28 protein-coding genes and 1 tRNA gene are annotated in these 26,110 nt (G+C 58.7%); 18 read left to right on the top strand and 11 right to left on the bottom strand.

Features of this window, described 5'->3' with window-relative positions; genetic code table 11:
• Positions 1-389: 389 nt before the first annotated feature.
• From EYD00_RS05540 to EYD00_RS05510, 7 genes are all read left to right on the top strand, one after another.
• Positions 390-1,556, top strand: coding sequence for a phage major capsid protein (locus EYD00_RS05540; protein WP_051674135.1), 1,167 nt, complete (start codon positions 390-392; stop codon positions 1,554-1,556).
• Positions 1,489-1,836, top strand: a complete 348-nt coding sequence (locus tag EYD00_RS05535) for a head-tail connector protein (RefSeq protein ID WP_081859333.1) — start codon at positions 1,489-1,491, stop codon at positions 1,834-1,836. Before EYD00_RS05540 ends, EYD00_RS05535 begins: the two co-directional genes overlap by 68 nt.
• Positions 1,833-2,375, top strand: coding sequence for an HK97 family phage prohead protease (locus EYD00_RS05530; protein ID WP_034495703.1), 543 nt, complete (start codon positions 1,833-1,835; stop codon positions 2,373-2,375). Before EYD00_RS05535 ends, EYD00_RS05530 begins: the two co-directional genes overlap by 4 nt.
• The gene (locus tag EYD00_RS05525; RefSeq protein ID WP_034495705.1) at positions 2,362-3,567 is read left to right on the top strand and encodes a phage portal protein; all 1,206 of its coding nucleotides are present in this window, start codon (positions 2,362-2,364) and stop codon (positions 3,565-3,567) included. The genes EYD00_RS05530 and EYD00_RS05525 overlap by 14 nt, the downstream gene beginning before the upstream one ends.
• On the top strand, positions 3,564-3,908 hold the full coding sequence (locus EYD00_RS05520) for a phage head completion protein (RefSeq protein WP_034495707.1): 345 nt from the start codon (positions 3,564-3,566) through the stop codon (positions 3,906-3,908). Before EYD00_RS05525 ends, EYD00_RS05520 begins: the two co-directional genes overlap by 4 nt.
• Positions 3,905-4,219 carry a hypothetical protein gene (locus tag EYD00_RS05515; RefSeq protein ID WP_034495709.1) on the top strand — a complete coding sequence of 105 codons (315 nt, stop codon included), beginning with the start codon at positions 3,905-3,907 and terminating at the stop codon, positions 4,217-4,219. The genes EYD00_RS05520 and EYD00_RS05515 overlap by 4 nt, the downstream gene beginning before the upstream one ends.
• 120 nt (positions 4,220-4,339) lie before the next feature.
• Positions 4,340-5,194 (top strand): nucleoside 2-deoxyribosyltransferase, encoded by an 855-nt coding sequence (locus EYD00_RS05510; RefSeq protein ID WP_051674138.1) that lies wholly within the window; start codon positions 4,340-4,342, stop codon positions 5,192-5,194.
• A gap of 71 nt (positions 5,195-5,265) precedes the next feature.
• Here the strand turns inward: EYD00_RS05510 and EYD00_RS05505 are convergent.
• Positions 5,266-5,355: transfer RNA gene (locus EYD00_RS05505), tRNA-Ser, on the bottom strand.
• On the opposite strand from EYD00_RS05505, the gene EYD00_RS25865 reads away from it, so the two are divergent.
• A complete protein-coding gene (locus EYD00_RS25865) occupies positions 5,356-5,658 on the top strand; it encodes a hypothetical protein (protein WP_004441748.1) in 303 nt (100 codons plus the stop codon).
• Positions 5,659-5,935: 277 nt separating this feature from the next.
• On the opposite strand, the gene EYD00_RS05495 is transcribed toward EYD00_RS25865, so the two are convergent.
• Entirely contained in the window at positions 5,936-6,163 is a 228-nt protein-coding gene (locus EYD00_RS05495; protein ID WP_004441747.1) for a hypothetical protein, read from the bottom strand.
• 15 nt (positions 6,164-6,178) lie between these two features.
• Complete coding sequence (locus tag EYD00_RS26170) at positions 6,179-6,442, bottom strand: hypothetical protein (RefSeq protein ID WP_004441746.1); 264 nt, start codon at positions 6,440-6,442, stop codon at positions 6,179-6,181.
• Positions 6,443-6,572: 130 nt separating this feature from the next.
• Here EYD00_RS26170 and EYD00_RS05485 point away from each other — a divergent pair, with 130 nt between their 5' ends.
• From EYD00_RS05485 to EYD00_RS05475, 3 genes are all read left to right on the top strand, one after another.
• Complete coding sequence (locus EYD00_RS05485; RefSeq protein ID WP_004441745.1) at positions 6,573-7,292, top strand: hypothetical protein; 720 nt, start codon at positions 6,573-6,575, stop codon at positions 7,290-7,292.
• A gap of 139 nt (positions 7,293-7,431) precedes the next feature.
• Entirely contained in the window at positions 7,432-8,925 is a 1,494-nt protein-coding gene (locus EYD00_RS05480) for a D-alanyl-D-alanine carboxypeptidase (protein ID WP_004441744.1), read from the top strand.
• A gap of 82 nt (positions 8,926-9,007) precedes the next feature.
• Positions 9,008-9,268, top strand: a complete 261-nt coding sequence (locus EYD00_RS05475; RefSeq protein ID WP_004441743.1) for a hypothetical protein — start codon at positions 9,008-9,010, stop codon at positions 9,266-9,268.
• Between the two features lie 92 nt (positions 9,269-9,360).
• On the opposite strand, the gene gyrA is transcribed toward EYD00_RS05475, so the two are convergent.
• Entirely contained in the window at positions 9,361-12,153 is a 2,793-nt protein-coding gene (gene gyrA, locus EYD00_RS05470) for a DNA gyrase subunit A (protein WP_004441736.1), read from the bottom strand.
• Positions 12,154-12,369: 216 nt separating this feature from the next.
• Here gyrA and EYD00_RS05465 point away from each other — a divergent pair, with 216 nt between their 5' ends.
• Together EYD00_RS05465 and EYD00_RS05460 are read left to right on the top strand one after the other, a co-directional pair.
• Complete coding sequence (locus tag EYD00_RS05465) at positions 12,370-12,999, top strand: MarC family protein (protein ID WP_004441730.1); 630 nt, start codon at positions 12,370-12,372, stop codon at positions 12,997-12,999.
• A 128-nt stretch (positions 13,000-13,127) separates the two neighbouring features.
• Positions 13,128-14,276, top strand: coding sequence for a CBS domain-containing protein (locus EYD00_RS05460; RefSeq protein ID WP_004441729.1), 1,149 nt, complete (start codon positions 13,128-13,130; stop codon positions 14,274-14,276).
• 53 nt (positions 14,277-14,329) lie between these two features.
• On the opposite strand, the gene EYD00_RS05455 is transcribed toward EYD00_RS05460, so the two are convergent.
• Together EYD00_RS05455 and EYD00_RS05450 are read right to left on the bottom strand one after the other, a co-directional pair.
• Positions 14,330-14,593, bottom strand: coding sequence for a hypothetical protein (locus tag EYD00_RS05455; protein WP_234882499.1), 264 nt, complete (start codon positions 14,591-14,593; stop codon positions 14,330-14,332).
• Positions 14,594-14,626: 33 nt separating this feature from the next.
• On the bottom strand, positions 14,627-15,205 hold the full coding sequence (locus EYD00_RS05450; protein ID WP_048902810.1) for a single-stranded DNA-binding protein: 579 nt from the start codon (positions 15,203-15,205) through the stop codon (positions 14,627-14,629).
• A gap of 264 nt (positions 15,206-15,469) precedes the next feature.
• Between EYD00_RS05450 and uvrA the strand changes: the two genes are divergently transcribed.
• Complete coding sequence (gene uvrA, locus EYD00_RS05445; RefSeq protein ID WP_004441722.1) at positions 15,470-18,391, top strand: excinuclease ABC subunit UvrA; 2,922 nt, start codon at positions 15,470-15,472, stop codon at positions 18,389-18,391.
• Between the two features lie 56 nt (positions 18,392-18,447).
• Entirely contained in the window at positions 18,448-19,248 is an 801-nt protein-coding gene (locus EYD00_RS05440) for a DUF72 domain-containing protein (protein WP_004441715.1), read from the top strand.
• A gap of 6 nt (positions 19,249-19,254) precedes the next feature.
• Here EYD00_RS05440 and dusA read toward each other — a convergent pair whose 3' ends face one another.
• Complete coding sequence (gene dusA / locus EYD00_RS05435) at positions 19,255-20,265, bottom strand: tRNA dihydrouridine(20/20a) synthase DusA (protein ID WP_004441712.1); 1,011 nt, start codon at positions 20,263-20,265, stop codon at positions 19,255-19,257.
• Between the two features lie 137 nt (positions 20,266-20,402).
• Here dusA and EYD00_RS05430 point away from each other — a divergent pair, with 137 nt between their 5' ends.
• Both EYD00_RS05430 and EYD00_RS05425 read left to right on the top strand, forming a co-directional pair.
• Positions 20,403-21,092, top strand: a complete 690-nt coding sequence (locus EYD00_RS05430) for a fumarylacetoacetate hydrolase family protein (RefSeq protein WP_004441710.1) — start codon at positions 20,403-20,405, stop codon at positions 21,090-21,092.
• A gap of 27 nt (positions 21,093-21,119) precedes the next feature.
• Positions 21,120-21,653, top strand: coding sequence for a gamma carbonic anhydrase family protein (locus EYD00_RS05425; protein WP_004441707.1), 534 nt, complete (start codon positions 21,120-21,122; stop codon positions 21,651-21,653).
• A 39-nt stretch (positions 21,654-21,692) separates the two neighbouring features.
• On the opposite strand, the gene zur is transcribed toward EYD00_RS05425, so the two are convergent.
• From zur to znuC, 3 genes are read right to left on the bottom strand one after another with little or no spacing between them, the layout of a single operon-like run.
• Complete coding sequence (gene zur / locus EYD00_RS05420; RefSeq protein ID WP_004441705.1) at positions 21,693-22,106, bottom strand: zinc uptake transcriptional repressor Zur; 414 nt, start codon at positions 22,104-22,106, stop codon at positions 21,693-21,695.
• A complete protein-coding gene (gene znuB, locus EYD00_RS05415; protein WP_004441703.1) occupies positions 22,103-22,921 on the bottom strand; it encodes a zinc ABC transporter permease subunit ZnuB in 819 nt (272 codons plus the stop codon). Before znuB ends, zur begins: the two co-directional genes overlap by 4 nt.
• On the bottom strand, positions 22,914-23,861 hold the full coding sequence (gene znuC, locus EYD00_RS05410) for a zinc ABC transporter ATP-binding protein ZnuC (RefSeq protein ID WP_004441701.1): 948 nt from the start codon (positions 23,859-23,861) through the stop codon (positions 22,914-22,916). Before znuC ends, znuB begins: the two co-directional genes overlap by 8 nt.
• A 104-nt stretch (positions 23,862-23,965) precedes the next feature.
• On the opposite strand from znuC, the gene znuA reads away from it, so the two are divergent.
• Positions 23,966-24,985 carry a zinc ABC transporter substrate-binding protein ZnuA gene (znuA, locus tag EYD00_RS05405; protein WP_004441699.1) on the top strand — a complete coding sequence of 340 codons (1,020 nt, stop codon included), beginning with the start codon at positions 23,966-23,968 and terminating at the stop codon, positions 24,983-24,985.
• A 60-nt stretch (positions 24,986-25,045) separates the two neighbouring features.
• Here znuA and EYD00_RS05400 read toward each other — a convergent pair whose 3' ends face one another.
• On the bottom strand, positions 25,046-26,098 hold the full coding sequence (locus EYD00_RS05400; protein WP_034495714.1) for a LacI family transcriptional regulator: 1,053 nt from the start codon (positions 26,096-26,098) through the stop codon (positions 25,046-25,048).
• Positions 26,099-26,110 lie beyond the last annotated feature (12 nt).

Genomic DNA, 26,110 nt, shown 5'->3' with positions numbered 1-26,110 from the left:
GGAGGTCCGCCACATGCTAACCGGAAGGTTCAAGCGCTACGGAAGGGAAACGCAGAGTTAGAGAGTGCAGCTGTAGCGCGCTCAGCAACTATGAACCGTTGGTGGGAAACCAGCTAATAAAAAATCCGTGCCCGCTGTTTTGTCAAGCAAACAGCGCGAAAATATACTTCCTTGCTTTTTACGATTTACTGTTGATGCGAAAGCAAAACGGAGTATAACCACAATCACCGGACGCAAGCAAAAGACTTGAACCGGCGAGCCTGTCCCGACTGAGGGACGGGCAGCACTGCCGAAGGCAGTAAAACAACCATGACATTGTTGCGCCTACCCAACCGAGCAATTCCGCATCGGCATGGCTCTTTGCGCGCTTACTAGAAAAGGAGACTTATTTGAACATTCATCATCTTCGCGAAACCCGTTCCACAAAGCTCAACGAACTTAAGGCCCTCGGCGAGATCCCGGACAACGCGAAGTTTACAGCAATCGAAGGCGAAATTCGCGCCCTTGATAGCCAGATCAAGAATGCAGCAACCATAGCAGAATTCGAGCGCCACGAAGCCTCACCGCAGGGTGACGCCATGGCCCGCGAACTGCGTTCCTATTCCGTTTCCAAGGCCATCCGCGAGGGCAATGGCGACAGCCTGACCGGCGTTGAACGCGAAGTCCATGACGAACTGTCCAAGGGTCGCGAAGTGCGCGGCGTGATGGTCCCTACGTCTCTCATCTTCGGCGACGAAAACCGCGCGATGCTCACGACCGGCACTGCTGGCAATACTGTCGCAACGAACCTCGGCGGCCTCATTGATCGCCTTCGCCCGGTTCTGGCTGTGCAGTCTCTCGGCGCAACGGTCATTTCCGGCCTGACCGGCAATCTCGACCTGCCGCGCCTCACCTCTGGCCCGCAGGCCTACTGGGTGAACGAAGATGAAGCCACCACGGCGAGCGATGCGACTTTCGACAAGGTTTCGCTGTCTCCGAAGACGGTTTCCGGCGAAATGTACCTTTCCCGCCGTCTCCTGCTTCAGAACGGCGTTGCGCTCGAAAACGTGCTTCGTCAGGACTTGGCTTTCGTTCTTGCGCAGGCTCTCGACTCCGCTGCGATCAACGGCACCGCCGCCGCAAAGCAGCCCGTTGGCATCCTGACGCAAATCACAGAAAGCGCGACCACTGCGACGGACCTGACGGACATTGCAGCGGACCTTATCGCAGCACTCCAGATTGACGACGTGACCGGCACCACGGGTTTCTTGACCAACCCGGCGCTGATGGGCGTTGCCCGCAAGCTGAAGGATGGCCAGCAGCGCCCGATTTCCACGGCTGACACGTTCCACAATGAGCGCGTTGTTTCCACGAATCAGGTTCCGACCATTGGCGGCGAAAACCCGCTGATCTTCGGCGCATGGGCCAACCTCATGATTGGTTACTGGAGCGGCGTGGACATTCTCGCCAACCCTTACACCGACGCTTCTAAGGGCGGTCTGCGCCTGCATGCGTTCCTTGATGCTGACGTGGCTATCCGCCATCCCGAAGCGTTCGCATGGAAGGCCGTCGCCTAATATGGCGTCTGTCTCTCTCGCAGAGGCAAAGGCTCACCTCCGGGTAGATTACCCGGAGGATGATGCCTACGTCTCGACACTCATCAACGCGGCGGAAGGCTACATTTCAGAAATCGGCGTACCTACCGACAAGCTGGCCTCACCCCCCGTCAAACATGCGGCGCTTTTGCTAGTCGGGCATTGGTTTGCCTTTCGCGAGGCCGCAGCGGAGAAACCACCACAAGCAATCGCATTCGGCGTTGACGCCCTTGTGCAGCCATTCAGGGAGGTATCGTTTTGAGCAACTTTGAAAAGCGTGCGGCAACCGACGTTAAGGCCGTAGGAAAGAAACTGACGGGCTACGTCGCGACATTCGACCTTGAAACCCGCATTGGCGATTTCAGCGAAGTGATTCAGGCTGGTGCGTTTGGTGCTTCGCTTCGTTCGAACCCGGACATTCTGGCGCTTGTCGATCATGACCCCGGCAAGGTGTTGGGCCGTAGCGCGTCGGGCAGCCTGATCCTCGAAGAGGATCAGAAAGGACTCCGTTTCGAACTAGATTTGCCAGACACACAGTTGGGCCGCGATATCGCTTCGCTTGCTGCCCGCCATGATATCGGCGGTATGTCCTTCGGCTTCAATGTGCCTGAAGGCGGCGACGAATGGCACGGCGAACGACGGACCCTGAAAGCGATTGACCTCCGCGAAATAAGCGTTGTGCAGGCGTTCCCGGCATATTCTGGCACGTCTCTTGCTGTCCGGTCGCGCAAGCCAATGACAGACGCGGAGCGCCGCATTCGAATCTTGGAATTGGAAGGAGGTGCATATGTGGCCGTTTAAGACAAAGGAAACGCGCGCTGTCTCTTCAAGCGATCCGTTCCTAGGCAAATTCCTTGGTGCGCGTTGGCAGGCCCGTGCCGACATTGAGAAGGCCAGCGGCCATGCCGTTGCCCATCGGTGTATCCAGCTAATTGCGGAACAACTGGCAGCCGTGCCGCTGAAGGTCTACCGTAGAACGGATGAAGGTGGCCGGGAAGCGGCTTCTGATCATGCGCTCTACCCAGTGCTGAAAGATACGTTCTCTCCGCTCCTGACCGCATTTGAGGGCCGGGAATGGATGAATGTTTCGGCGCTGATGTACGGCAATGCTTATGCCCGGATTGAACGGAATGGCCGCAGCCAGATTACCGCGCTGCATCCAATTCCGTCGCCTTCGGTCACGGTGGAACGACTGTCAACCGGACGCCTTCGCTACAAGGTCGCTTTGGCGAACGGTGGAACGGAAACCTACACGCAAGACGAAATCTTGCACGTGCGCTACCGGACGAAAGACGGCGTTCTAGGTCTGTCGCCTATCCAGATCGCAAGCGCCACATTCGGCCTTGCCTTGGCTCAACAGGACACGGCAGGCACAGCGGCTGAGAATGCATTCCGACCGGCTGGCGCTCTGGTGTTTCCTGAAAAGCTCGGCGGCGCTGGTAAAGACGAGGCAATCAAGAAATTCAAGGATCGATTTGTCGGGCAACTCAAGGCGAACGAAGTCATGGTGCTGGATGGCGGCGCTAAGTTCGAAACTTTCCAGTTTAACAGCCGAGACTCCGAATTCCTCGAAAGCCGCAAGCTGTCAAATCTGGATATCTGCCGCGTCTATGGCGTTCCGCCGTCTGCCGTGGGCATTACCGACGATGCGACCTACAGCAACATTGGCGAGGAAAGTCGCGCCCTTGTGACTCGAGTCCTTGCGCCGTGGGCCAAGCGTATCGAAAGCGTCTACAACACGACGCTGCTTTCGCCGGAGGCTCGAAAAACGCACTACATCGAGCATGACCTGTCCGGCTTGCTTCGTGGCGATTTGGCTACCCGCTACGCTGCTTACAAGATTGGCCGTGAGGCTGGATTCCTGTCGGTTGATGAAATTCGCGGCTTCGAGAACATGAGCAAGGTTCCGGGCGGCGATACGTACATGGAGCCGTTGAACATGGCCCGTCTAGGCGTGTCACAAAATGCCCAGGCATCGGAGGTGCAGCAGTGACCGGGGGCGGCGATCTTCGCCGTTCCTTCGGCTTCTGGAAACCAACTGACTCGAATGACGGCTTCGGGACCGTCATTCCCGGCGCTGGCCCGCCAGCTTTGCAATTCACCACGGCTGGCCGGTTCCGCGTCCTGAATGGTGACGAGATTTACCTTAACGGCGTGGTCAGCGGCACTAGGACGGTGGAAGTCACCATTCGAATGCAGCCGAAGTCAAAGGGCGTCAACACGACATGGTTCATGCGCGATACCCGCGATAACCGCAGATACAACATCAAGCTAATGACGCCTTCGGAGAAAGGGGATTTCATTACATTTCGAGCAGAGGAGGGAAAGCCGTGAAGGTAAAGACTATCAGCATTGAGCCTATCAGTAAGGGCTATGACCGTGACACGGGTTTCCGCAAGTTGGCAAAGGTTCAATTCTTCTTGCCTGATATGCAGATGACGATCCGCGATGTAGTCTTGACCCACGACCACGAACACGGGTTCGCTGTGGCGCACGTCAAACCCAAAGAAGGGCAGTCAACGCTCCAATGGGTGCGAAACTCGCCCTTCGCCAAAGCTTTGGCGGAAGCGGCGGCAACGGCCTATAGCGGCATGCTCGCTGAAGACTTGGACGAACTGAAGGCGCTATATAAGGCAGCAGCTTAAACGAAAACCCTGTGGCTCCAGAGAGCTGCAGGGTTTCGCGTTTTTCGAGAACAAAGTAAAGTCTCAACTTTCTATGTTATGCACTTTAGTGCCCTCCCATGAGGCCAAACAGGAGCCGGTATGACCATCAAGCCTTTTGCTTTTGTTTTGATGCCTTTTTCCTCCGAATTTGACGACATCTACAAACTCGGTATTCAGGCTGCGGCAATCGAGTCTGAGGTGGTCGCAGAGCGCGTCGATGAACAAATTTACAGCGAGTCGATGCTCGAACGGATTTATCGTCAGATCGATGCAGCGGACTTCATCATCGCCGATCTTACCGGAAAAAACCCTAACGTTTTTTATGAAATTGGTTACGCGCACGCTAAGGGAAAGCCGTGTACACTGCTTACCCAACGTACAGAAGACATTCCATTTGATCTGAAACATCACAGACATCTTGTCTACGAAGGAAAAATACAGAAACTCAAAGAACAGCTCCTGAACGAGATCGCATGGCAAAAATCCGAACTCGAGAAGCGTCGCTCTACCACATTTCACGTGTCTCTTGCACGCTTGTTCGCTGATCTTTCAAAAACCAAATACTCTGCGACAGCTGAGGCCATCTTCAAAATTGACATTCATAATCACACTCAGCGCCGGACGCCCGACATTGAGGTTATCTATCTCCACACTGGCAAGGGATGGTCTTTTAGCCAAAATGGAGAGCTATGTCCTTTCAGCGAATCAACAATCAGCAACGACCAACTCAGGCACTTCATCAAACCGCCTGTGCCAAGACTCTCACCCGGAGCGTGGGCTCAGCTCGCGGTTGAGGCGAAAAAGACAGTTTGGACGAAATGGGGCCAAGGAACCGAAGAGCCGCAAGAGAAATATCAGCTAAAAGGGGTCTTAACAGTCGAGATCGTGAGTTCCGAGGGAAGCTTCGTCGAGCGCTTGAATATCGATATCGAAGCGGGCGAGATTCCTTTTTGATCGACCTCGCTCAGTCACAAGGTATGGCAACGGGACAAAAACGGTCGCAAGCCATTGATTTTGTTGAGAAATGGCAGATGGGGTGGGATTCGAACCCACGGTACGCTCTCACGCACGCCGGTTTTCAAGACCGGTTCCTTAAACCACTCGGACACCCATCCATGGTGGTGAGGCTTTATAGCGGTTTGAAAAAGGGCGTCAATCCCGCTCCGACGAGCATCGTCGTCCTTCTCTCACAGTTGGCGGATCATTGCCCCGGGGTCGCTGCGGGCGGCAGCAGGGAGCCGTCACTTGAAGGTATCGAAGGGACCTGCTGCGCTGTATCGAACAGCGTGAGGCTCAAAACGATTGCAACAAGCACCAACAAAAGCGCCACAAAGAGGATTCCGGATTTATCCATGCGTCTGCTCATGTCACGTTACGTTAAAGGAGAATATGTGCAATTCGAGGCAAGCAAAGAATAAAGCGAAAGCCTGTCAAGTTGTCTTACAGATCCGTCAAATTCATCGTTCAAAAATCTGCGGATTAAGTGAAATTTGTGCATTGGCGTACTGTTTGGGACGGAAGTGGCCTATCGCGTCCGCATCATTGTCTCTTATATCCCACTCATCGCTCCCGGGCATTGCCCAACTTTCCCCGAGCGATCAACCTGCCCCGCCTCTTTGCGGGGCTTTTTTCTTTTATGGTCATGACATGATGTGCGGCCGGAGGATGGGCGACCCTTTACGGCGGGCGTCTCACTCAAACGCCGATGCTGGGCCCGCCATGGCCGTGCCGGCCTTCCCCCCGGAGAAGGTCCTCGAAGAGGTTCAGGAGCGCCGGCGGTAAGGTATCGGACAACTCGGCGATGATTTCGTTGGCGCGGTTATAAGAATAGATCGCGCAGAGCGTGAGCACCAGCAGAACGATCCAGGGCCAGATTGGTTTGCGCCTTTGCGGCGCTCCGTTGGGCTGTTGCGGTAAAGTCATGCCGGCACCTTCCGTTCAGGCCTTGACGCGCGGCTCGCCTCCCGGCGCATAGGCGGTTTTCTGCAGGAAGCGGAATATGTTGCCGCATTGGGCGCAGCGGATCATGAAGTCGGTTGGGTCGCCCGACGGGCGTTCTGCGCGAAATCCCCGAGGCATTTCGTCAATGCGGAAATCGACGTCCCGGCGGGTTTTGTCATCCGACTCGGACGCCTCGGCAAAACCCTGATGGCCACATTTGGAACATTCGAGTTTCCGGGAATATCTGTCACGCGCTGCCATATGCCGTCCTTTGCTTGCGCTTATCAGGTAGCAGCGGCAAAACATCATTTCAATGGCGATCGCCGCGGGTTAAAGCTTTGCCTGTTATTTCCGCGCCGAAACCCGGCGGACAGAACGAGTTTGAAAGCTCATGCATAGCGACACAGGCTTCCTTTCCTCTTCTCTCATAAGACGCGTCATCGTCATATGCGGAGCCCTTGCCGCCCTTCTCACTGCGCTCAATTTCGGCATGAAATGGTATGGCGACAGAATTATTCAGGCGGGACACACCACGTCGACCGACGAAGTGGAGATCACCATCGGCAACGACCGGCTGAAACTCGCAAAAAACACCCTTCGGAATCCGTCTGATCGTGACAGTGGTGCACATGAGCGCGCCGACCTCTACCTCACCTGGCCCGACCTTGCGGGGTATCGAGATTCGAATCGTGCCCTTTTCGACGATCCGAAAAATGCAGTCGGGCTGATTTTCGTTCAGCTGTCGCAAAGCACCATGTCGCAGGACATGTCAGGACGTTTCGAGCCGATTTATACCAGACTTATAGAAGGTGAGCCGACGCCCCTGAAGCACGGTCTGCTGCTCCATCGGCTGCGCGCTGATTCCGGTTATGGCAAGGAAGTCATATTGACCGGCCGACGCGACGGCGAAAGCGTCTATGTGGTGCGCTGCCTGCTGCCGCAGACGCCTCAGGAAACAACGGGTAGCGATTGTCAGAGAGATATCCACGTCGGCCAGGACCTGAGCCTGTTCTACCGATTCTCGGCCAACCTGCTGCCGCAATGGCAGGCGCTAGACGCGGCCGTGACACGCTATGTCGAGAAACGCCTCGTAAAAGACGAAAACCCGTGACACGGCACGAGACAGATCGCGTGTGAAAAGTCGCATTTTATGGAAGGCGGATACCTTTCATAAACCACTTGGTAACGCCATCCCGATAAAGTTTCCACCCGGAGCATTCGGGCGGGGCGTGTCCGAGCGGAACATAAATATGCGATTGAAGAGTTCAGCAGTGTTGAAAAGTCTATCTTGGGCACATTCGCGCAAAGCGGGTACAGGGTCTTTTGTAAGGTTTGTGGCGGTGACACTTGCGGCGGCGTTCATAACCGCAACATCCGTCCAGACCGCAAAGGCCGATCCGAAATATGCGGGCATCGTCATCGATGCGAAGACCGGCAAGGTGCTTTACGGCGAGGATCCCGACGGGCTGCGTTACCCGGCTTCGCTCACAAAGATGATGACGCTTTATCTGACGTTCGAAGCCCTCAGTGCCGGACGTATCTCTCTTGATTCCAAGGTGCCGGTTTCGGCGAATGCAGCCAAGGAGCCGCCGTCCAAACTCGGTGTGCGCGCTGGCGGCAGCATTACGGTCGAGCAGGCGATCCTTGCTCTCGTTACCCGGTCGGCCAACGACATGGCGACGGCGCTCGGTGAATATCTCGGCGGCTCAGAAGACCGTTTCGCCAGAATGATGACCGCAAAGGCCCGTGCGCTGGGCATGACGCGCACGACCTACCGCAATGCCAACGGGTTGCCCAATACAGCCCAGATGACCACGGCGCGCGACCAAGCCCGCCTCGGCATCGCGCTTCGCCAGCATTTTCCGCAATATTACGGTTACTTCTCCACCCGCACTTTTAATTTCGGCAAGCAGGTAATCGGCAATCACAATCGCCTCGTCGGAACCGTGAAGGGCGTCGACGGTATCAAGACGGGTTACACGCGTGCAGCCGGCAGCAATCTTGCCACCTCCGCGCAGCTCGACGGGCGCTCCATTGTCGCCGTCGTTCTCGGCGGTCGCTCCAGCGCCGCCCGTGACGCCACCATGCGCAAACTGGTTGCAACCTATCTGCCGCAGGCGTCGCGTGGCGGCAACAGCAACCTGATTGCACAGACGCGTTCCGCCCCGGTCGAAGAGCCGGTCGCTGTGGCCGCCGCCGTTCCCTCTGTCGCCGTCGCCGCCACGGATGCCGGCCTGCCCAATGCCGGACCCGTTCCGCAGACGCGTTACGAGGAAGCGCCGGTTACCGCCTTTGCTGGCTCCTCTTCCAATGCAGCCGTCAAGGCAATGGAAGCGGCTACCTGGCAGAAGGGTAAAGACCCCATCCGTCAAGCGCCCTCCGCGCCCGATCGCAAGCTGATAACCAATTCCACCAAGGTCGATAATATCGTCACGGCTTCCACCTCGGCTTCCGCAGCCTCCGTACCTTCCGTTGCGGCAAGGTCTGACGCGCCGCAGGGCGGCTGGGTCATCCAGATTGGCGCATCGCCGGACGAAAATTCCGCGCGCGGCCTGCTGCAGAGCGCCCAGGAAAAAGGTGGTGCGGCGCTGCGTTCAGCCAAGCCCTTCACAGTGGCCTACAGCAAGGATGGCTCCCAGATATACCGCGCCCGTTTCGGCGGCTTCGATGGCCAGAACGCCGCGGTGAATGCATGCAATGCATTGAAAAAGAAAGGCGTCAGCTGCTGGGCATCCCTTCAGTGAAGACGTTCCCGCAGGCGGTGCTCTCTGTTTCGAACATCGCCTGTCTCCTCGAATTGTGTAATGAGTAGCGAGGCTTTCCAAGATGGCAGTCAACGAGAATTATTCGGACATTGCGTCTGGCAACGGGCATGGCAGCCTGTCGGTTCTGCATCCCATTCATGAGGCGGCGATGCGTATCGCCGATCTCGGTCTCAACCGTTCCAAGGCAAAAACGCGTGATCTCGTGGCGTTGCTGCTCTCGCACGGCGCCCGTGCCTGGCGCGCCAACCAGCCGGAAGCCAGCATTCACCTGCACGTCGCCCGTCGGTCGGGGCGCTCACCGGTTCATATACGTATTCGCTAACAGACCGCACCAGACGGAAACCCAAAGAAAAACCCCGCGGCGCACAGGCACCGCGGGGTTTTTGTTGATCCTGATGTGAAAAACGAGGCGGCTTACGCCTCGCTTTCCGGTGCCTCCGGCGTGGTCGGCAGATTGTCATCCGCCTCCTCGCCATTGCCATTTTCAGCCTCGTCGTCGCCTTCAGGCTCGTTGATGCGCTCCACGGAAACCACCTTCTCATCCTTCGCGGTCGAGAAGATTGTCACACCCTTGGTCGCGCGGCTGGCGATGCGGATGCCGTTCACAGGCACACGGATGAGCTGTCCGCCATCGGAAACCAGCATGATCTGGTCGCCTTCTTCCACCGGGAAGGCCGCAACAAGTTCACCGATCTCCGACGTCTTCGCGGTATCGGTGGCGCGGATGCCCTTGCCGCCGCGGCCTGAAGTGCGGAAATCGTAAGACGATGAACGCTTGCCGAAGCCCTTCACGGAAACCGTCAGCACGAATTCTTCGCGCGCCTTCAGTTCCTGGTAGCGCTCCTCACTGAGTTCGCCCTCTTCCGTTACTTCCTCACCGACGAGCGCGATATCGTCCTCATCCACGCCTGCGGCACGCCGTTCGGCAGCCGAGCGCTTGAGGTAAGCCGCACGCTCCCACGGCTCCGCTTCCACATGGCCCACAATGGTCATGGAGATGATGCGGTCGCCTTCGGCCAGGTTGATGCCGCGCACGCCGACGGAATTGCGGCCGGCAAAGACGCGTACATCGTCCACGGGGAAGCGGATGCACTGGCCGAGCGCGGTCGTCAGCAGCACATCGTCGCGGTCCGTACAGGTTTCGACGGAGAGGATTTCATCGCCCTCCTCGTCCAGCTTCATGGCGATCTTGCCGTTGCGGTTGACCTGTACGAAATCGCCGAGCTTGTTGCGGCGAACCGTGCCGCGCGTCGTCGAGAACATCACGTCAAGCGTTTCCCAGGTCGTTTCGTCCTCGGGCAACGGCATGATGGTGGTGATGCGCTCGCCGGGTTCCAGCGGCAGCATGTTGATAAGGGCCTTGCCCTTGGACTGCGGCGTGCCGATCGGCAGACGCCAGACCTTTTCCTTGTAGACGATGCCACGCGAGGAGAAGAACAGGACCGGCGTGTGGGTGTTGGCGACGAACAGACGGTTGACGAAATCCTCATCGCGCGTTGCCATGCCGGAGCGACCCTTGCCGCCGCGACGCTGTGCACGATACGTCGTCAGCGGCACGCGCTTGATGTAACCGAGATGCGAAACGGTCACGACCATGTCTTCGCGGGCGATGAGGTCTTCATCGTCCATATCGGGACCGCCCTCGACGATCTCGGAGCGACGCGGCGTGCCGAATTCGTCGCGGACGGCGGAAAGCTCGTCCTTGACGATCTGCATGATGCGCAGGCGCGATGACAGGATTTCCAGATATTCGCTGATCTCAGCGCCGATCTTGTTCAGCTCGTCGCCAATTTCATCGCGGCCGAGCGCTGTAAGACGTGCGAGGCGCAATTCGAGAATGGCGCGCGCCTGTTCCTCGGAAAGGTTGTAAGTCCCGTCTTCGTTGATGCGGTGGCGCGGATCATCGATAAGGCGGATCAGGCTTTCCACATCCTGTGCAGGCCAGCGACGCGTCATCAGTTCTTCTCGGGCCGAAGCCGGATCGGGAGCATGCCGGATGACGCGGATGACCTCATCGATATTTGCGACGGAAATCGCCAGACCGACCAACACATGCGCCCGCTCGCGCGCCTTGCGCAGCAGATACTTCGTGCGACGGCTGACGACATCTTCGCGGAAGGACACGAATGCACGCAACATGTCGAGCAGCGTCATCTGCTCGGGCTTGCCGCCGTTCAGCGCCACCATGTTGCAGCCAAACGAGGTCTGCAGCGGTGTGTAGCGGTAAAGCTGGTTCAGGATGACGTCTGCATTGGCGTCGCGCTTCAATTCGATGACGACGCGATAACCCTGGCGGTCGGATTCGTCGCGCAGGTCGGAAATGCCCTCGATGCGCTTTTCCTTTACCAACTCAGCCATTTTTTCGATCATCGACGCCTTGTTCACCTGATAGGGAACTTCGGTGATGATGATCTGCTCGCGGTCGCCACGCATCGGCTCGATTGTCGCGCGGCCACGCATGATGACCGATCCGCGGCCCGTTTCGTAAGCCGAGCGGATGCCGGAACGGCCCATGATCAGCGCACCGGTCGGGAAATCAGGGCCCGGAATGATCTGCATCAGTTCCGGCAGCTCGATCGCCGGATTGTCGATCAGGGCGATACAGCCATCGATAACCTCTGACAGGTTATGCGGCGGGATGTTCGTGGCCATGCCGACCGCGATGCCGCCTGCCCCGTTGACCAGCAGGTTCGGGAACTTGGCCGGAATGACGACCGGCTCCTGCAAGGTGCCGTCATAGTTGTCACGGAAATCGACCGTTTCCTTGTCGAGATCGTCAAGCAGCGAATGCGCGGCCTTATCCAGACGGCATTCGGTATAACGTTCAGCGGCCGGCGGATCACCGTCGATGGAGCCGAAGTTGCCCTGGCCGTCGATCAGCGGCAGGCGGAGCGACCAGTCCTGCGCCATACGCGCCAGCGCGTCATAGATTGCCGAGTTGCCGTGCGGATGGAATTTACCCATCACGTCCCCGGTTACGCGGGCGCATTTGACGTATTTCTTGTTCCAGTCGATGCCGAGTTCGGACATGCCGTACAGAATACGGCGATGAACCGGCTTCAGGCCGTCTCGCACATCGGGAAGCGCGCGGGACACGATAACGCTCATGGCGTAATCGAGATACGACCGCTGCATTTCCTCCATGATGGAAATCGGTTCAATGCCTGGCGGAAGCTTTCCGCCGCCGGGGGGGCTCTGGTCAGTCAAAACGGATCACATTCTCTGTTAAGAATCGGATGGATTTTTATAGCGGAAACAGCCACGTTAAGCCAATTTCCCGGCGAGTTTTGAACAGGCTTTTGCGTCATTTGCAAGACGAACGCCGCTTTTCACGATTTAGCCGCCCAAATGCGTGGCGCTCTCTTTCAAAGTGCCCGCGACTTGCGTAGGCTCCGGCCTAAAAACAAAACCAACGGGGAAAGAATGGCCAGCAGCGAAACGCTCATCAATGCGCTTACCACACTTCTGGTCACACTCGATCCGCCTGGGCTTGCGCCCGTCTTTCTGGCGCTGACTGCCGGAATGACCCGTGACCAGCGCAGCCAGGTGGCGTTGCGCGGCTCCATCATCGCTTTCGGTATCCTTGCCGTCTTTGCCCTCTTCGGCCTCGCAATCCTCAGTCTGCTCGGTATTTCGCTGGGCGCCTTCCGCATCGCCGGCGGCCTTCTGCTGTTCTGGATCGCCTTTGAAATGATTTTCGAAAAGCGCCAGGAGCGCAAGGAAAAGACCTCGGAAATCGCCATTACCAAGGACCATCTCCACAATCTCGCGGTCTTCCCGCTGGCCCTGCCGTTGATTGCCGGGCCAGGTGCTATTTCCGCCACCGTTCTGCTTGCCGGCTCAATGAAGACCACGGTCGAGATGGTGGTGCTCATCCTTATCCTCGCTTTCGCGATGGCTCTCGTTTACGCGGCCTTGATCGTCTCGGAACGGATGGACCGCTTTCTCGGCAATACCGGCCGCGCCATCCTTACCCGGCTTCTCGGCGTGCTGCTGGCTGCACTGTCGGTGCAATTCGTGGTCGACGGGATCAAATCCGCATTCGCTTTCTGAGCCGTTCCTGCGCGACACCAACGCAATAAATTCCTGCCCACCGCTGAAATGCCGGAAAATCCTCCCTTAAATTCAGCTGGCGCTTCGGCTAAAAGACGCGTGTCATTTCGGATTCGAAAGTTATCTCCATGCGTTCCACGCTGCGCCGCATCATTCCCGATGCCGCACCCGTCAGCAACAGGGAAAGGCTCCGCTCCGCCACAGGCGCCTTCGTAGGCATACTGCTGACTGGCATTCTCGCCAGTTTCGCTCTTCGTTTCGATCCCACGCTGCCCGCCATGATCGCGCCGATGGGGGCTTCGGCCGTGCTGTTGTTCGCCGTACCCTCCAGCCCGCTGGCGCAGCCCTGGTCGATCCTGTGCGGGAATTTCGTCTCGGCTTTTGTCGGGGTGACGGTGGCGCTGCTGGTTGCGGATCCGTTCCTCGCAAGCGCGCTCGCCATCAGCCTGGCCATCGCCGCCATGATGGCGCTGCGCTGCCTGCATCCGCCGAGCGGTGCGGTGGCGCTGACTGCCGTTCTGGGCGGCCCTGCCATACATGGCCTCGGCTATGGTTTCCTGCTGTGGCCGGTCGCCGGAAATTCGCTGATCCTTCTTGCCCTGGCCGTCGCTTACAACAATGCCACCGGCCGCGCCTATCCACACGGTCTGAAGCTTGGCAAGGCCGCGCACGGGACAGCCGATCCGACACCCATCCAGAAAATCGGCTTTTCCTCCACCGATCTCGACGACGTGCTGAAGGAATATGACGAGTTCATCGATATCGACCGCGATGCGCTGGAAACCATCCTGCGGAAGACAGAGTTGCGCTCCTACCGGCGTCGCGCGCTGCATCTCGATTGCGAAAGTGTCATGTCCCGGGATGTGGTCGGCGTCGCCCCTGATGACAGCCTGCGCCACGCGCATGCCCTGATGCAAAGCCATCATTTCAAGGCGTTGCCTGTCACCAATGACTGCGCCGAAATCGTCGGCATCGTCACCCAGACAGACTTTCTGGAAAAGGCGAGCTGGAGAAACGGTCGTCCCTCAATCGGTTTCCTGCAGCGGCTTCGCCTCATCCTGTCAGGCGCAAGTGCCCCCAACGATACGGTGAAGGACATCATGACATCGCCCGTTAAAACCGTGCGGCCGGAAACACCGATCGAGGAAGCAATCATCCACTTTGCGGAGGAAGGATTGCATTATCTGCCTGTCATCGACGCCAAGGGTAAGATGGTCGGCATCGTGTCGCAATCCGATGTCATGGTGGCGATGCTGGCCGACAAAGTCGCGGCATAAATTGCCCCGGGCGTCGAAGTGTTCTTCTCTTAAAAAAACGGCAAGGCCCGATGTCAGCGTCTCGCCTTTAAAAGGCGCTGCCACAGTGTGCCACCGAAGAACCGCCCGAGCACCACAAAATAGGCAATGATCAGCACGAAGGCGATAAAGGCGGGCGCACCGTTGAGGGCAAAACCTTCGGGCGTTCGCCCTCCCGCTACCGTCGCGACAAGAAATCCGGCGGCGAAAAACGCCGTCCAGAAGTCGAGAAAAAAAGCGAGGATGATGCGCCAGGTGGCGGGCTGTTTTGGCTGCAGGGTTTCGTCAGTCAAGCTCACCTCCTGTCACACGTTTCTTCGTCCCCGGTCCGATCAGAACGGGATATCGTCATCCATGTCGTTGGAGAATCCGCCCGAAGGCTGGTTGCCACCACGGGAAGAACCGCCGCGCGAGGAGGACTGCTGGTCGTAACCGCCGCCATAGCTGGAGCCGCCGCCACTGCCATAATCATTACCGCCGCCGAAGTCGCCGCCGCCGCTACGGCCGCCGCCCTCACCGCGACCATCGAGCATGGTCAGCGTGGAGTTGAAGCCCTGCAGCACGATTTCGGTGGAGTAACGGTCGTTACCGGTCTGGTCCTGCCATTTGCGGGTCTGCAACTGGCCTTCGATATAGAGCTTGGCGCCCTTCTTCACATATTGCTCGACGACCTTGCACAGGCCTTCGTTAAAGACGACGACCGTGTGCCACTCGGTCTTCTCCTTGCGCTCGCCGCTGTTGCGGTCCCGCCAGGTCTCCGAGGTGGCGATGCGCAGGTTGGCGATGGGTCGGCCATCCTGCGTCCGGCGGATTTCGGGATCAGCGCCCACGTTTCCGATCAGAATTACCTTGTTTACGCTACCAGCCATCTCGTCATCCTGTCCGCCGGCCATCATGACCGGCAATTGCATTTCAAAAAATTCGGCACACAATAGCTGCCGCCGCCCGCAAAGGGCACCGCAAGCATGGAACTATCCACAAAGAATAATCTTAAGCTGTGGGGGCAGACATTCGCGCTTGCAATTCGTTCCTTTTTTGTTCTATTGAATTGCAGATTTCGAGTCAAGCATCGTGAAAAGCTGCGACCGATAGGGAATAGACCTCGACACGTCCGGCTGCGTCACTACATAAGGACGCGCCGCCATCCAGCCTGTTATTTTTGTCCGAGCCTTGTCATGAGTGAACTGAAGACGATTTCCATCCGTGGTGCCCGTGAACACAATCTCAAGGGTATCGATCTCGATCTGCCACGCAACAAGCTGATCGTCATGACCGGGCTTTCCGGCTCAGGCAAGTCGTCGCTCGCCTTCGATACGATCTACGCCGAAGGCCAGCGCCGTTATGTCGAAAGCCTCTCGGCCTATGCGCGCCAGTTCCTCGAAATGATGCAGAAGCCGGATGTCGACCAGATCGAGGGCCTGTCGCCGGCAATCTCCATCGAACAGAAGACCACCTCGCGCAACCCGCGCTCCACGGTCGGCACGGTCACCGAGATCTACGACTATATGCGCCTTCTCTTCGCGCGTGTCGGTGTCCCCTATTCGCCGGCCACGGGCCTGCCGATTGAAAGCCAGACGGTCAGCCAGATGGTCGACCGCATCCTCGCTTTCGAGGAAGGCACGCGTCTTTACATCCTCGCGCCGATCGTGCGCGGCCGCAAAGGCGAGTACAAGAAAGAACTTGCCGAGCTGATGAAGAAGGGCTTCCAGCGCGTCAAGGTGGACGGCCAGTTCTACGAGATCGCCGACGTTCCTGCTCTCGACAAGAAGTACAAACACGACATTGACGTGGTGGTTGACCGCGCCGTCGTGCGCCCGGATATGGCCGCGCGTCTTGCCGACAGTCTCGAGACCTGCCTCAAGCTTGCCGATGGTCTGGCAATTGCCGAATTTGCCGACAGGCCCCTGCCGCCCGAAGAGACAGCCGCCGGTGGTTCCGCCAACAAGTCTCTCAACGAGACCCATGAGCGGGTGCTGTTTTCGGAAAAATTCGCCTGCCCCGTTTCCGGCTTCACCATTCCGGAAATCGAACCGCGTCTCTTCTCCTTCAACAACCCCTTCGGCGCCTGCCCCAGCTGCGATGGCCTTGGCTCGCAGCAGAAGGTGGATGAGAACCTGATCGTGCCGGAGCCGGCCCGTACCCTGCGTGACGGGGCCATTGCTCCCTGGGCAAAATCATCGTCGCCCTATTACAACCAGACGCTGGAAGCGCTCGGCAAAGCCTTCGGATTCAAGCTTTCGAGCAAGTGGTCCGATCTTTCGAAGGAGGCGCAGCACGCCATTCTTCAGGGCACTGACGACAAGATCGAGTTCAATTACCAGGACGGCGCCCGCTCCTACAAGACAGTCAAGAACTTCGAAGGCATCGTGCCCAATCTGGAGCGGCGCTGGAAAGAGACAGACAGCGCCTGGGCGCGCGAGGAAATCGAGCGCTATATGTCGGCAGCCCCCTGCCCGGCCTGCGCCGGTTACCGCCTGAAGCCGGAGGCGCTGGCGGTCAAGATCAACAAGCTGCATATCGGTGAAGTCACCGAAATGTCGATCCGGACGGCGCGCGACTGGTTTGAGGTGCTGCCGGAAAGCCTGAACGCGAAGCAGAATGAAATTGCCGTCCGTATTCTCAAGGAAATCCGCGAACGCCTGCGATTCCTCAACGATGTAGGGCTGGATTATCTCAGCCTGTCGCGCAATTCGGGCACGCTGTCGGGCGGGGAGAGCCAGCGTATCCGTCTGGCCTCGCAGATCGGCTCTGGCCTCACCGGCGTTCTCTACGTTCTCGATGAGCCCTCGATCGGCCTGCACCAGCGCGACAATGCGCGCCTGCTGGATACGCTCAAACATCTGCGCGATATCGGCAACACCGTCATCGTGGTCGAACATGATGAGGACGCCATTCTGACGGCGGATTATGTGGTCGATATCGGCCCGGCGGCCGGTATTCACGGCGGCCAGGTGATTGCCGAAGGATCCCCGCAGGAAGTGATGGCCAATCCGAAATCGCTGACCGGCAAATATCTCTCCGGTGAACTCGGCGTTGCCGTGCCGGCTGAGCGCCGCAAACCCAAGAAGGGCCGCGAGATCAAGGTTTTCGGCGCACGCGGCAACAACCTGAAGAATGTCACGGCCGCTGTGCCGCTCGGTGTTTTCACGGCCGTAACCGGGGTTTCGGGTGGCGGCAAATCCACCTTCCTGATCGAGACGCTCTATAAATCGGCGGCGCGCAGGGTCATGGGCGCGCGTGAAATCCCGGCCGAACACGACCGCATCGATGGTTTCGAATTCATCGACAAGGTGATCGATATCGACCAGTCGCCGATCGGACGCACGCCGCGCTCCAACCCGGCCACCTATACCGGCGCCTTTACGCCGATCCGTGACTGGTTCGCCGGCCTGCCGGAAGCCAAGGCTCGTGGTTACGCGCCCGGCCGTTTCTCCTTCAACGTCAAGGGTGGCCGCTGCGAGGCCTGCCAGGGCGACGGGGTGATCAAGATCGAGATGCACTTCCTGCCTGACGTCTACGTCACCTGCGACGTCTGCCACGGCAAGCGTTATAACCGCGAGACGCTGGACGTCACCTTCAAGGGCAAATCCATCGCCGACGTGCTGGATATGACGGTTGAGGAGGGCGTCGAATTTTTCGCCGCCGTTCCCGCCGTGCGCGACAAGCTGCAATCGCTCTTCGATGTCGGCCTCGGTTACATCAAGGTCGGACAGCAGGCCAATACGCTTTCAGGCGGCGAGGCGCAGCGCGTCAAGCTCGCCAAGGAACTGTCGAAGCGCTCGACGGGCCGCACGCTCTATATTCTCGACGAGCCGACGACGGGCCTGCATTTCCACGACGTCAACAAGCTGCTCGAAATGCTGCATGCGCTGGTGGAACAGGGCAATTCCGTGGTGGTGATCGAGCATAATCTCGAAGTCATCAAGACGGCGGACTGGATCATCGATATCGGGCCTGAAGGCGGCACGGGCGGCGGCGAAGTGGTGGCCACGGGCACGCCGGAAGACATCGTCAAGGTGGAGCGTTCCTATACCGGCCACTTCCTGAAGGAGCTTCTGGAGCGCCGGCCGGCCGGAAAACGGGAGGCTGCGGAGTAAGCCGCAGCTTTCGTCGCAAAGGTTCGAAAGGCCGAAGGCCGGAGGAGGAACTAGATATGTCGACATCAGGCACGATCCGCACCGGTATCGGCGGCTGGACCTTCGAGCCCTGGGAAGGCACTTTTTATCCCGAAAAACTGCCGAAAAAACGCCAGCTGGAACACGCCAGCCGGCAGCTCACGGCAATCGAGGTGAACGGCACCTATTACAGCAGCCAGAAACCGGAGACCTTTGCGAAATGGGCATCCGAAGTGCCCGAGGACTTCGTGTTTTCCCTAAAGGCAAGCCGCTTTGTCACCAACCGCAGGGTTCTGGCCGAGGCAGGTGAGTCGATGACGAAGTTCCTGACGCAGGGGCTGACGGAACTCGGGTCCCATCTCGGTCCCATCCTCTGGCAGTTTGCGCCCACGAAGAAATTCGATGCGGAGGATTTCGGTGCATTTCTGGCGCTGCTGCCCGAAAAGCAGGACGGGCTCACTCTTCGCCATGTCGTGGAGGTGCGCAACCCGACATTCCAGGTTCCCGAATTCATCGAACTTCTTGCCAGGCACAAGGTCGCCGTCGTCTGCGCTGACCATCATGATTATCCGATGCTGCCTGACGTAACGGCCGATTTCGTTTATTGCCGCCTGCAGAAGGGCGAGGACGACATCGAGACCTGTTACCCGAAAAAAGAGATCGCGCACTGGGCTGAGCGGGTAAAGACCTATGCCAGTGGCGGTGTGCCGGACGATCTGCCGCTGATCGCGCCGGATCGGAAGGTTGAGAAGACCCCGCGCGATGTTTTCGCTTTCTTCATTACCGGCGGCAAGGTCAATGCGCCTAATGGTGCGCAGGAACTGCAAAAGGCGGTCTGAGCGCTTTCAGCCCGCCATGTCTTTCGTGGTGCTGACATCGATGCTGGCGAAAGCGGCCTCGATGACCTCCGGCCCTGCCCCGGGCCTCGTGGCATCGCTGGAGAGGATTTGCCGGAAACGGCGCGCGCCGGGCATGCCCTGAAACAGTCCGACCATATGGCGGGTGACGTGGTTGAGACGTCCGCCCGCGGCGATATAATCGGCGGCATAGGCCATCATCGCGTCACGCAACGCCATCCAGTCCGGGTGGCGGGCCTCCTCGCCATAGATGCGATGGTCGACGTCGGCAAGGATGGAGGTGTTGTGATAGGCAGCCCGGCCGAGCATCACGCCATCCATATGCTGGAGATGTCCGCTCGCCTGATCGAGATCGGCGATGCCGCCGTTGATGCCGATAAAGACGTCAGGATTTTCCCGCTTCATGCGATAGACGAGGTCATAATCGAGCGGCGGCACTTCGCGGTTTTCCTTCGGCGAAAGCCCTTGCAGCCAGGCTTTGCGCGCGTGAACCCAGACCGCGTCCGCACCCGCCGCAACAACCCTCTTCAGAAAATCAGGCAGAACCGCTTCCGGCTCCTGCTCATCCACCCCGATCCGGCATTTCACGGTAACCGGCCCACTGGCGGCAGCCTTCATTGCGGCCACACATTGCGCCACCACATCAGGCTCGCGCATCAGGCAAGCGCCGAAGGTGCCGGATTGCACCCGATCCGAGGGACAGCCAACATTCAGATTGATTTCATCATAACCGTAGTCCCCGGCGATCCGCACCGCTTCGGCAAGCTTGGCCGGATCAGACCCGCCGAGCTGCAACGCGACGGGGTGTTCCTGAGGGTGATAACCGAGCAGCCTGTCACGCTGGCCATGGATGATGGCGTCGGCAACGATCATTTCGGTGTAAAGCAGCGCACGCTTCGACAATTGCCGGTGCAGAAACCTGCACCTCGTATCGGTCCAGTCGATCATGGGGGCCACGGCGAAGATTTTTTCGCCGCTTGCAAGCGCTTGTCTGTACATGGATTAACCTCTTTGCGCCGGCTTCTACAGCAAAGGACCGTAAAAAGCCAGTTTTGCAGGCGAGGCAATTTTGAACTGGAAATCGCGCCGGAATCGCGGGACAAGAATTGCACCCTAAAAGACGACAGGAAACCCACATGGCCGCTACCGTCATCCCTGCCCCGAAGCCCGTTCTCCTGCCCGTCGAAGGCACGAGCGATCTGTTCCCTGTACGGCGGGTCTATTGTGTCGGCCGCAATTATGCCGATCACGCCATTGAGATGGGCCACGACCCCTCGCGCGAGCCGCCCTTCTATTTTCAGAAGAACCCGGACAACCTGCTGCCCGCAGGACAGGATTTTCCCTATCCGTCGCTCTCATCGAATGTGCATTACGAAGTTGAGTGCGTCGTGGTGCTGAAAAGCGGCCGAGCGGATATTCCGGCGTCGGAAGCGCTGAACCATGTCTGGGGTTACGCCGTCGGTATCGACATGACGCGCCGCGACCTGCAGGACGGGCTGAAGAAGATGGGACGTTCCTGGGAGGGCGCGAAGGCCTTCGAATATTCCGCGCCGGTGTCCCCCGTCGTCCCAGCGGACAGGATCGGGCATCCCGCAACCGGCGCGATCTGGCTCGACGTCAATGGCGAGCGCAAGCAGACGGGCGATCTCGCCCAGATGATCTGGAAGGTGCCGGAAGTGATTGCCGAGCTTTCCAAGCTGTTCACCCTTGCCGCTGGCGACGTCATCATGACCGGCACGCCGGCTGGCGTTGGTCCAATCGTTCGCGGTGACCGCATAGAATGCGGCGTCGAGGGTGTCGGCACACTGTCGGTGACGGTCGTCTGACGCACGAACATAAGGGAGGACATCGACATGCCGCTTTACCGCCTTGCCGACCGTGTGCCGCAAACGCCTGCAGCGGATCGCTACTGGATCGCTCCCGACGCCAATGTCATTGGCTCAGTCACGCTCGGCGAAGACGTCGGCATTTGGTTCGGTGCAACGCTGCGTGGAGACAATGAGCCGATCATCGTCGGGCGCGGCACCAATATTCAGGAAGGCGTGATGGTTCACAGCGATCCCGGCTTTGCCGCAACGATCGGCGAAATGTGCACCATTGGCCACCACGCTATCGTGCATGGCTGTACCATCGGCGATAATTCGTTGATCGGCATGGGCGCGACGATCCTGAACGGCGCAAAGATCGGCCGAAACTGCCTCGTCGGCGCCAATGCTCTGGTGACGGAGGGGAAGGAATTTCCGGATAATTCCCTGATCGTCGGCTCGCCCGCGCGCGCTATCCGCACGCTTGATGACGACGCCGTGGCGGGGATTCGCCGCTCAGCGAAAAAATACGTCGAAAACTGGAAGCGTTTCTCGCAGGATCTGGCGGTCATCGAAAGGTGATCGGGAGCGGGCAACAATACCCATTCCATCCATCGTCCGTCAGGCCGAGCAGGCGGCGCAAAGACCGCGGATTTCGATGGTGGTCTTTTCCGCTTTGAACTTGCTGTCCTTCACCCAGCGCTCCAGCCGGTGATCGATCTCGTGATCGTGGAATTCCGTGACCTGCCCGCAGGACTCGCAGATGGCGAAGGCGACGGTGCCATGGTGACTGGAGCAGCACTCCGCCTGGGTATGGGTGCAGGCGACGAAGGCGTTAAGGCTCTCCAGCCGGTGCACAAGGCCATATTCCACCAGTTTTTCCAGCGCCCGATAGACCTGCAGCGGCGCGCGGAAACCATCATCGCGCAACTTGTCGAGGATCATATAGGCGCTGAGCGGCTGATGCGCGTTTGAAAGGGCGTTCATGACCAGCGACTGGTTCTTGGTGAGGTTCTGCTGGGTCTGCGCATTCATGACTTGCCTCCTTCATCCGCGGAGCGGGACAAACCCGGCGCCGGCAACAGGCTTATAACGAAGAGGATCACCGCGGCAACCACGATGGATGGACCGGACGGTGTATCATAGGTGAGCGATCCGAAGAGGCCGCCAACAACGGCAACCGCACCGATCAGCGAAGCCACCACCGCCATTACCTCCGGTGTAGCGGAGAAACGTCTGGCGGTCGCAGCCGGTATGATGAGCAGCGATGTGATGAGCATGATACCGACCACCTTCATCGCGATGGCGATCACCAGCGCCATCAGCAACGTGAAGATCAATTTCGCCCGTTCCGGTTTCAGCCCCTCGGCTTCCGCCAGCTCCGTATTGACGGTGGAGGCAAGCAGCGATCGCCACAGGAACACCATGGAGACGATGACAACCAGTCCGCCGCCCCAGATCAGTGCAATATCGCTGCGGGTGACGGCGAGAATGTCGCCGAACAGGAACGAGACGAGATCGATGCGGACCCAGCTCATGAAGGCAACGATGACAAGGCCGATCGCCAATGCGGAGTGGGACAGGATGCCCAGCAGCGCATCGGCGGACAGCGCCTGCCGCCGTTGCAGGAAAATCAAAAGGAGCGACACGGCCGACGCGACCAGAAACACGCTGACAATGAGGTTCAGCTGCAGCAGCAGAGACAGGGCAACACCCAGAAGCGCCGAATGGGCCATGGTATCGCCAAAATAGGCCATGCGCCGCCAGACGACAAAGCAGCCAAGCGGACCGGCTGTCAATGCAACCCCAATGCCGGCGACCATGGCGCGGACGAAGAAATCGTCAAACATGGCGTTCTCCCTGCCGCTGGTTAAGGTGGGCGTCGTCGTCACGTTCATGGCCGCAGCCGCATTCTCCATGATCATCGTGGCGGTGGCCGTGGTCATGATGGTCATGCCCGTGGTCATGATGAAGATCATGCCCGTGATGGTGACCATCCTCGGGGTGGCAATGGTCCGTCACCGTGCCATCCGCATGTTGCACCCGGCCGTCCGGCAAATGGGTGTGATCATGATGGTGACTGTAGACGGCCAGCCCCTTCGCCGCCGCGCCGCCAAACAGGCGCATATATTCCGGACTCTGGCTCACCGCCTGCGGTGTGCCGCGGCAGCAGACATGGCCGTTGAGGCATATCACCGTATCGGTTTCCGCCATCACTACATGCAGATCATGCGAGATTAACAGAATTCCGCAATTATTTGAATTCCTGATATTTTTTATCAGATCATAAAGCGCGATCTCGCCGGAGAAGTCCACCCCCTGCACGGGTTCGTCAAGAACCAGAAGGTCGGGCTTGCGGGCAATGGCGCGGGCAAGAAGCGCGCGTTGGAACTCGCCACCGGACAGATGCTGCACCTCGGCATTGGCAAGATGCGCGATACCGGTCGCATTCAGAGCGGCGTCTATTTCGCGGGCAGCGAGCGGTCCTGTCAGTGTCATCAGTCGGCGCACCGAAAGCGGCATTGTCCAGTCGACCGAAAGCTTCTGCGGCACATAACCCACTTTCAGACCAGCCTTGCGGGTAACCACCCCCTCGGTTGGTTTGACGACACCAATCGCCATTTTCGCGCTCGTGGACTTGCCTGATCCGTTCGGCCCGATCAGTGTGACGATCTCGCCCTTGCTGACGGAAAACTCCACGCCGCGCACCAGCCAGCGGCCGTTGCGCTGGACGCCGGCATTGGCAAGGGAGACCAGTATCTCGTTACCCGGATGGGCGGAATGAAGCATGGGATTGTCCGTTTGGCGATGTTGCTTACCGCTATCGCATACGTTATAGAGTTACGCAATAAATGTAATAACATAACTAACGTTCTTCAAGTGGAGTGCATTTCATGAAATCGATCCTGATCCCGCTCGCGGCCTCCATGGCAATCGCGGTCGCCGCTTCGGGCGCCACCGCTGCACCCGAGGTCGTGGTGTCGATCAAGCCCGTCCACTCCCTCGTTGCGGCCATCATGCAAGGTGTCGGGGAACCACAGCTCATCGTCGATGGCGCGGCCTCGCCGCATACCTATAATCTCCGTCCGTCGAATGCACGCAAGCTCGAAACGGCGGATGTGGTTTTCTGGGTGGGTCCCGGACTGGAAGCATTTCTGGAGAAGCCGCTGGAAGCGCTGGCCGCCAAGGCGACTGTTGTGGAACTGGAAGATGCCAAGGGGCTGGAAAAGCTGCCCTTCCGTGAAGGGGGGCCCTTTGAAGCGCATGATCATGGTGAAGAAGGCCATGAGGCGAATGACGGTCATGCCGAAAAGCCGGACGCGCACGAGCATGGTCACGAGCATGACGGAGGCGGTCACGCCGGTCACGACGGTGAGAGCCACGACGACCATGAGCATGGCACCTATGACACACATCTCTGGCTTGACCCCGCCAATGCCAAGGCCATGGCCCAGGCAATCGAAACCGCGCTGATCGCGGCCGATCCCGGCAATGCCGCGATCTATCAGTCCAACACAAAGAAACTGATCGATGATCTCGATACACTTGACGCCGAACTGGCCAAAACGGTTCAGCCGGTGAAGGACAAGCCGTTCATTGTCTTCCACGACGCCTACCAATATTTCGAACATCGCTATGGCGTGAAGACGGCGGGATCGATCACCGTCAGCCCCGAAACCCTGCCGGGCGCGGATCGCGTCAAACAGATGCAAGAAAAGGTTCGCCAGCTCGGCGCGACCTGCGTTTTTGCCGAACCGCAATTCGAGCCTAAGCTGGTCTCGGTCATCACCGAAGGTACGGCAGCGAAGTCGGCTACGCTTGATCCGGAAGCGGCAACGCTGGAGCCAGGCCCGGAGCTTTACTTCAAGCTGATGCGCGGTATCGCCGGGTCGCTGAAGAATTGTTTGTCCTGATTGGCACTCATCAAGCCCGGCATGGCCAATGCGCCATGCCGGCTCGGTCTTGCGTGTGCCTTAAGGCTTCGGCGCCATGGAGGACCAGACCGGGCGGCTGATACTCTGCAGAGTTTCCGCGGGCGCGCCGTTGATGCGGGCCAAAAGGGCTTTCGCAAGCTCCCTGCCCGCCAGTTTGATATCCTCATTGACGGTATGGATCTGCGGCTTGATCCAGTTCAGGAATTCGGCGGACTGTTTCGAGACGATGTCGATGTCCTTTCCGATTTTCACGCCCGCGGCCTCGAACCCGGCCACCAGCGCTATGGTGCTGCTGCCACTGATCGAAACGATGCCATCGGGACGATCATCGGACTGCATGAGCCTCTGACCGAAATCGCGGATTTTTTCCAGCGGCGTTTCGATTGTAACGGTGTCCAACGGAAATTCGGTAAGGCCGAAATCCCTGATTGCCCGATTAAACCCCTTGCGAGCGTGGTCGTGAAACGAAAAACGTGACGGCGGCACGATGACGGCGATCTTCCTGCGTCCGCATTGAGCCAATCGCTCGACCGCTTCGTAGGCGTAGGCTTCATTGTCAAAATCATGAAAGGCATGGTCGATGCCCATGTCCGAACGTCCATGGGTGACGAAGGGCATCTTGCGCTCCGTCATGAAACGGACTCGCGGATCGTTAGGTTCGATCTTCGAAATGATGACGCCATCCGCCGATCCCGTTTCGAGAATGTAGCGGATCGGCACCATGGAATCCTTGGCGTGGATATGGGGCGTTACGACCAGATGATATTGGGTCGAGGACAGAACCTCGGTGATGCCGAACACCATCTGGCTGGTAAAACCCATCAGCTCTTCATCGACGCTGAGAACGAGGGCAATCACATTGGTCTTGCCGGTGCGAAGGCGCACGCCGGCGCGGTTTGGCTGATAGCCGATCTGGCGGGCAATCAGCCGCACGCGCTCCTTGGTCTCCGCGCCGATATCAGGCGCATCCTTGAGAGCGCGCGAAACGGTGGTGATGCCGAGGCCCGTCATGTAAGCGATGGTCTTCAGGGTCGGGCGCTCGCCCGTCGTCACGGGCGCTTCGCTCCCGCCGGATTTACCAGTATCGTTCATGTCATTTCGCCA

Source organism: Agrobacterium sp. 33MFTa1.1 (assembly GCF_004328495.1).
Classification (GTDB): Bacteria; Pseudomonadota; Alphaproteobacteria; order Rhizobiales; family Rhizobiaceae; genus Agrobacterium; species Agrobacterium pusense.
The sequence above is the reverse complement of the archived record's forward strand: the minus strand, read 5'-3'. Positions and strand labels throughout refer to the sequence as shown.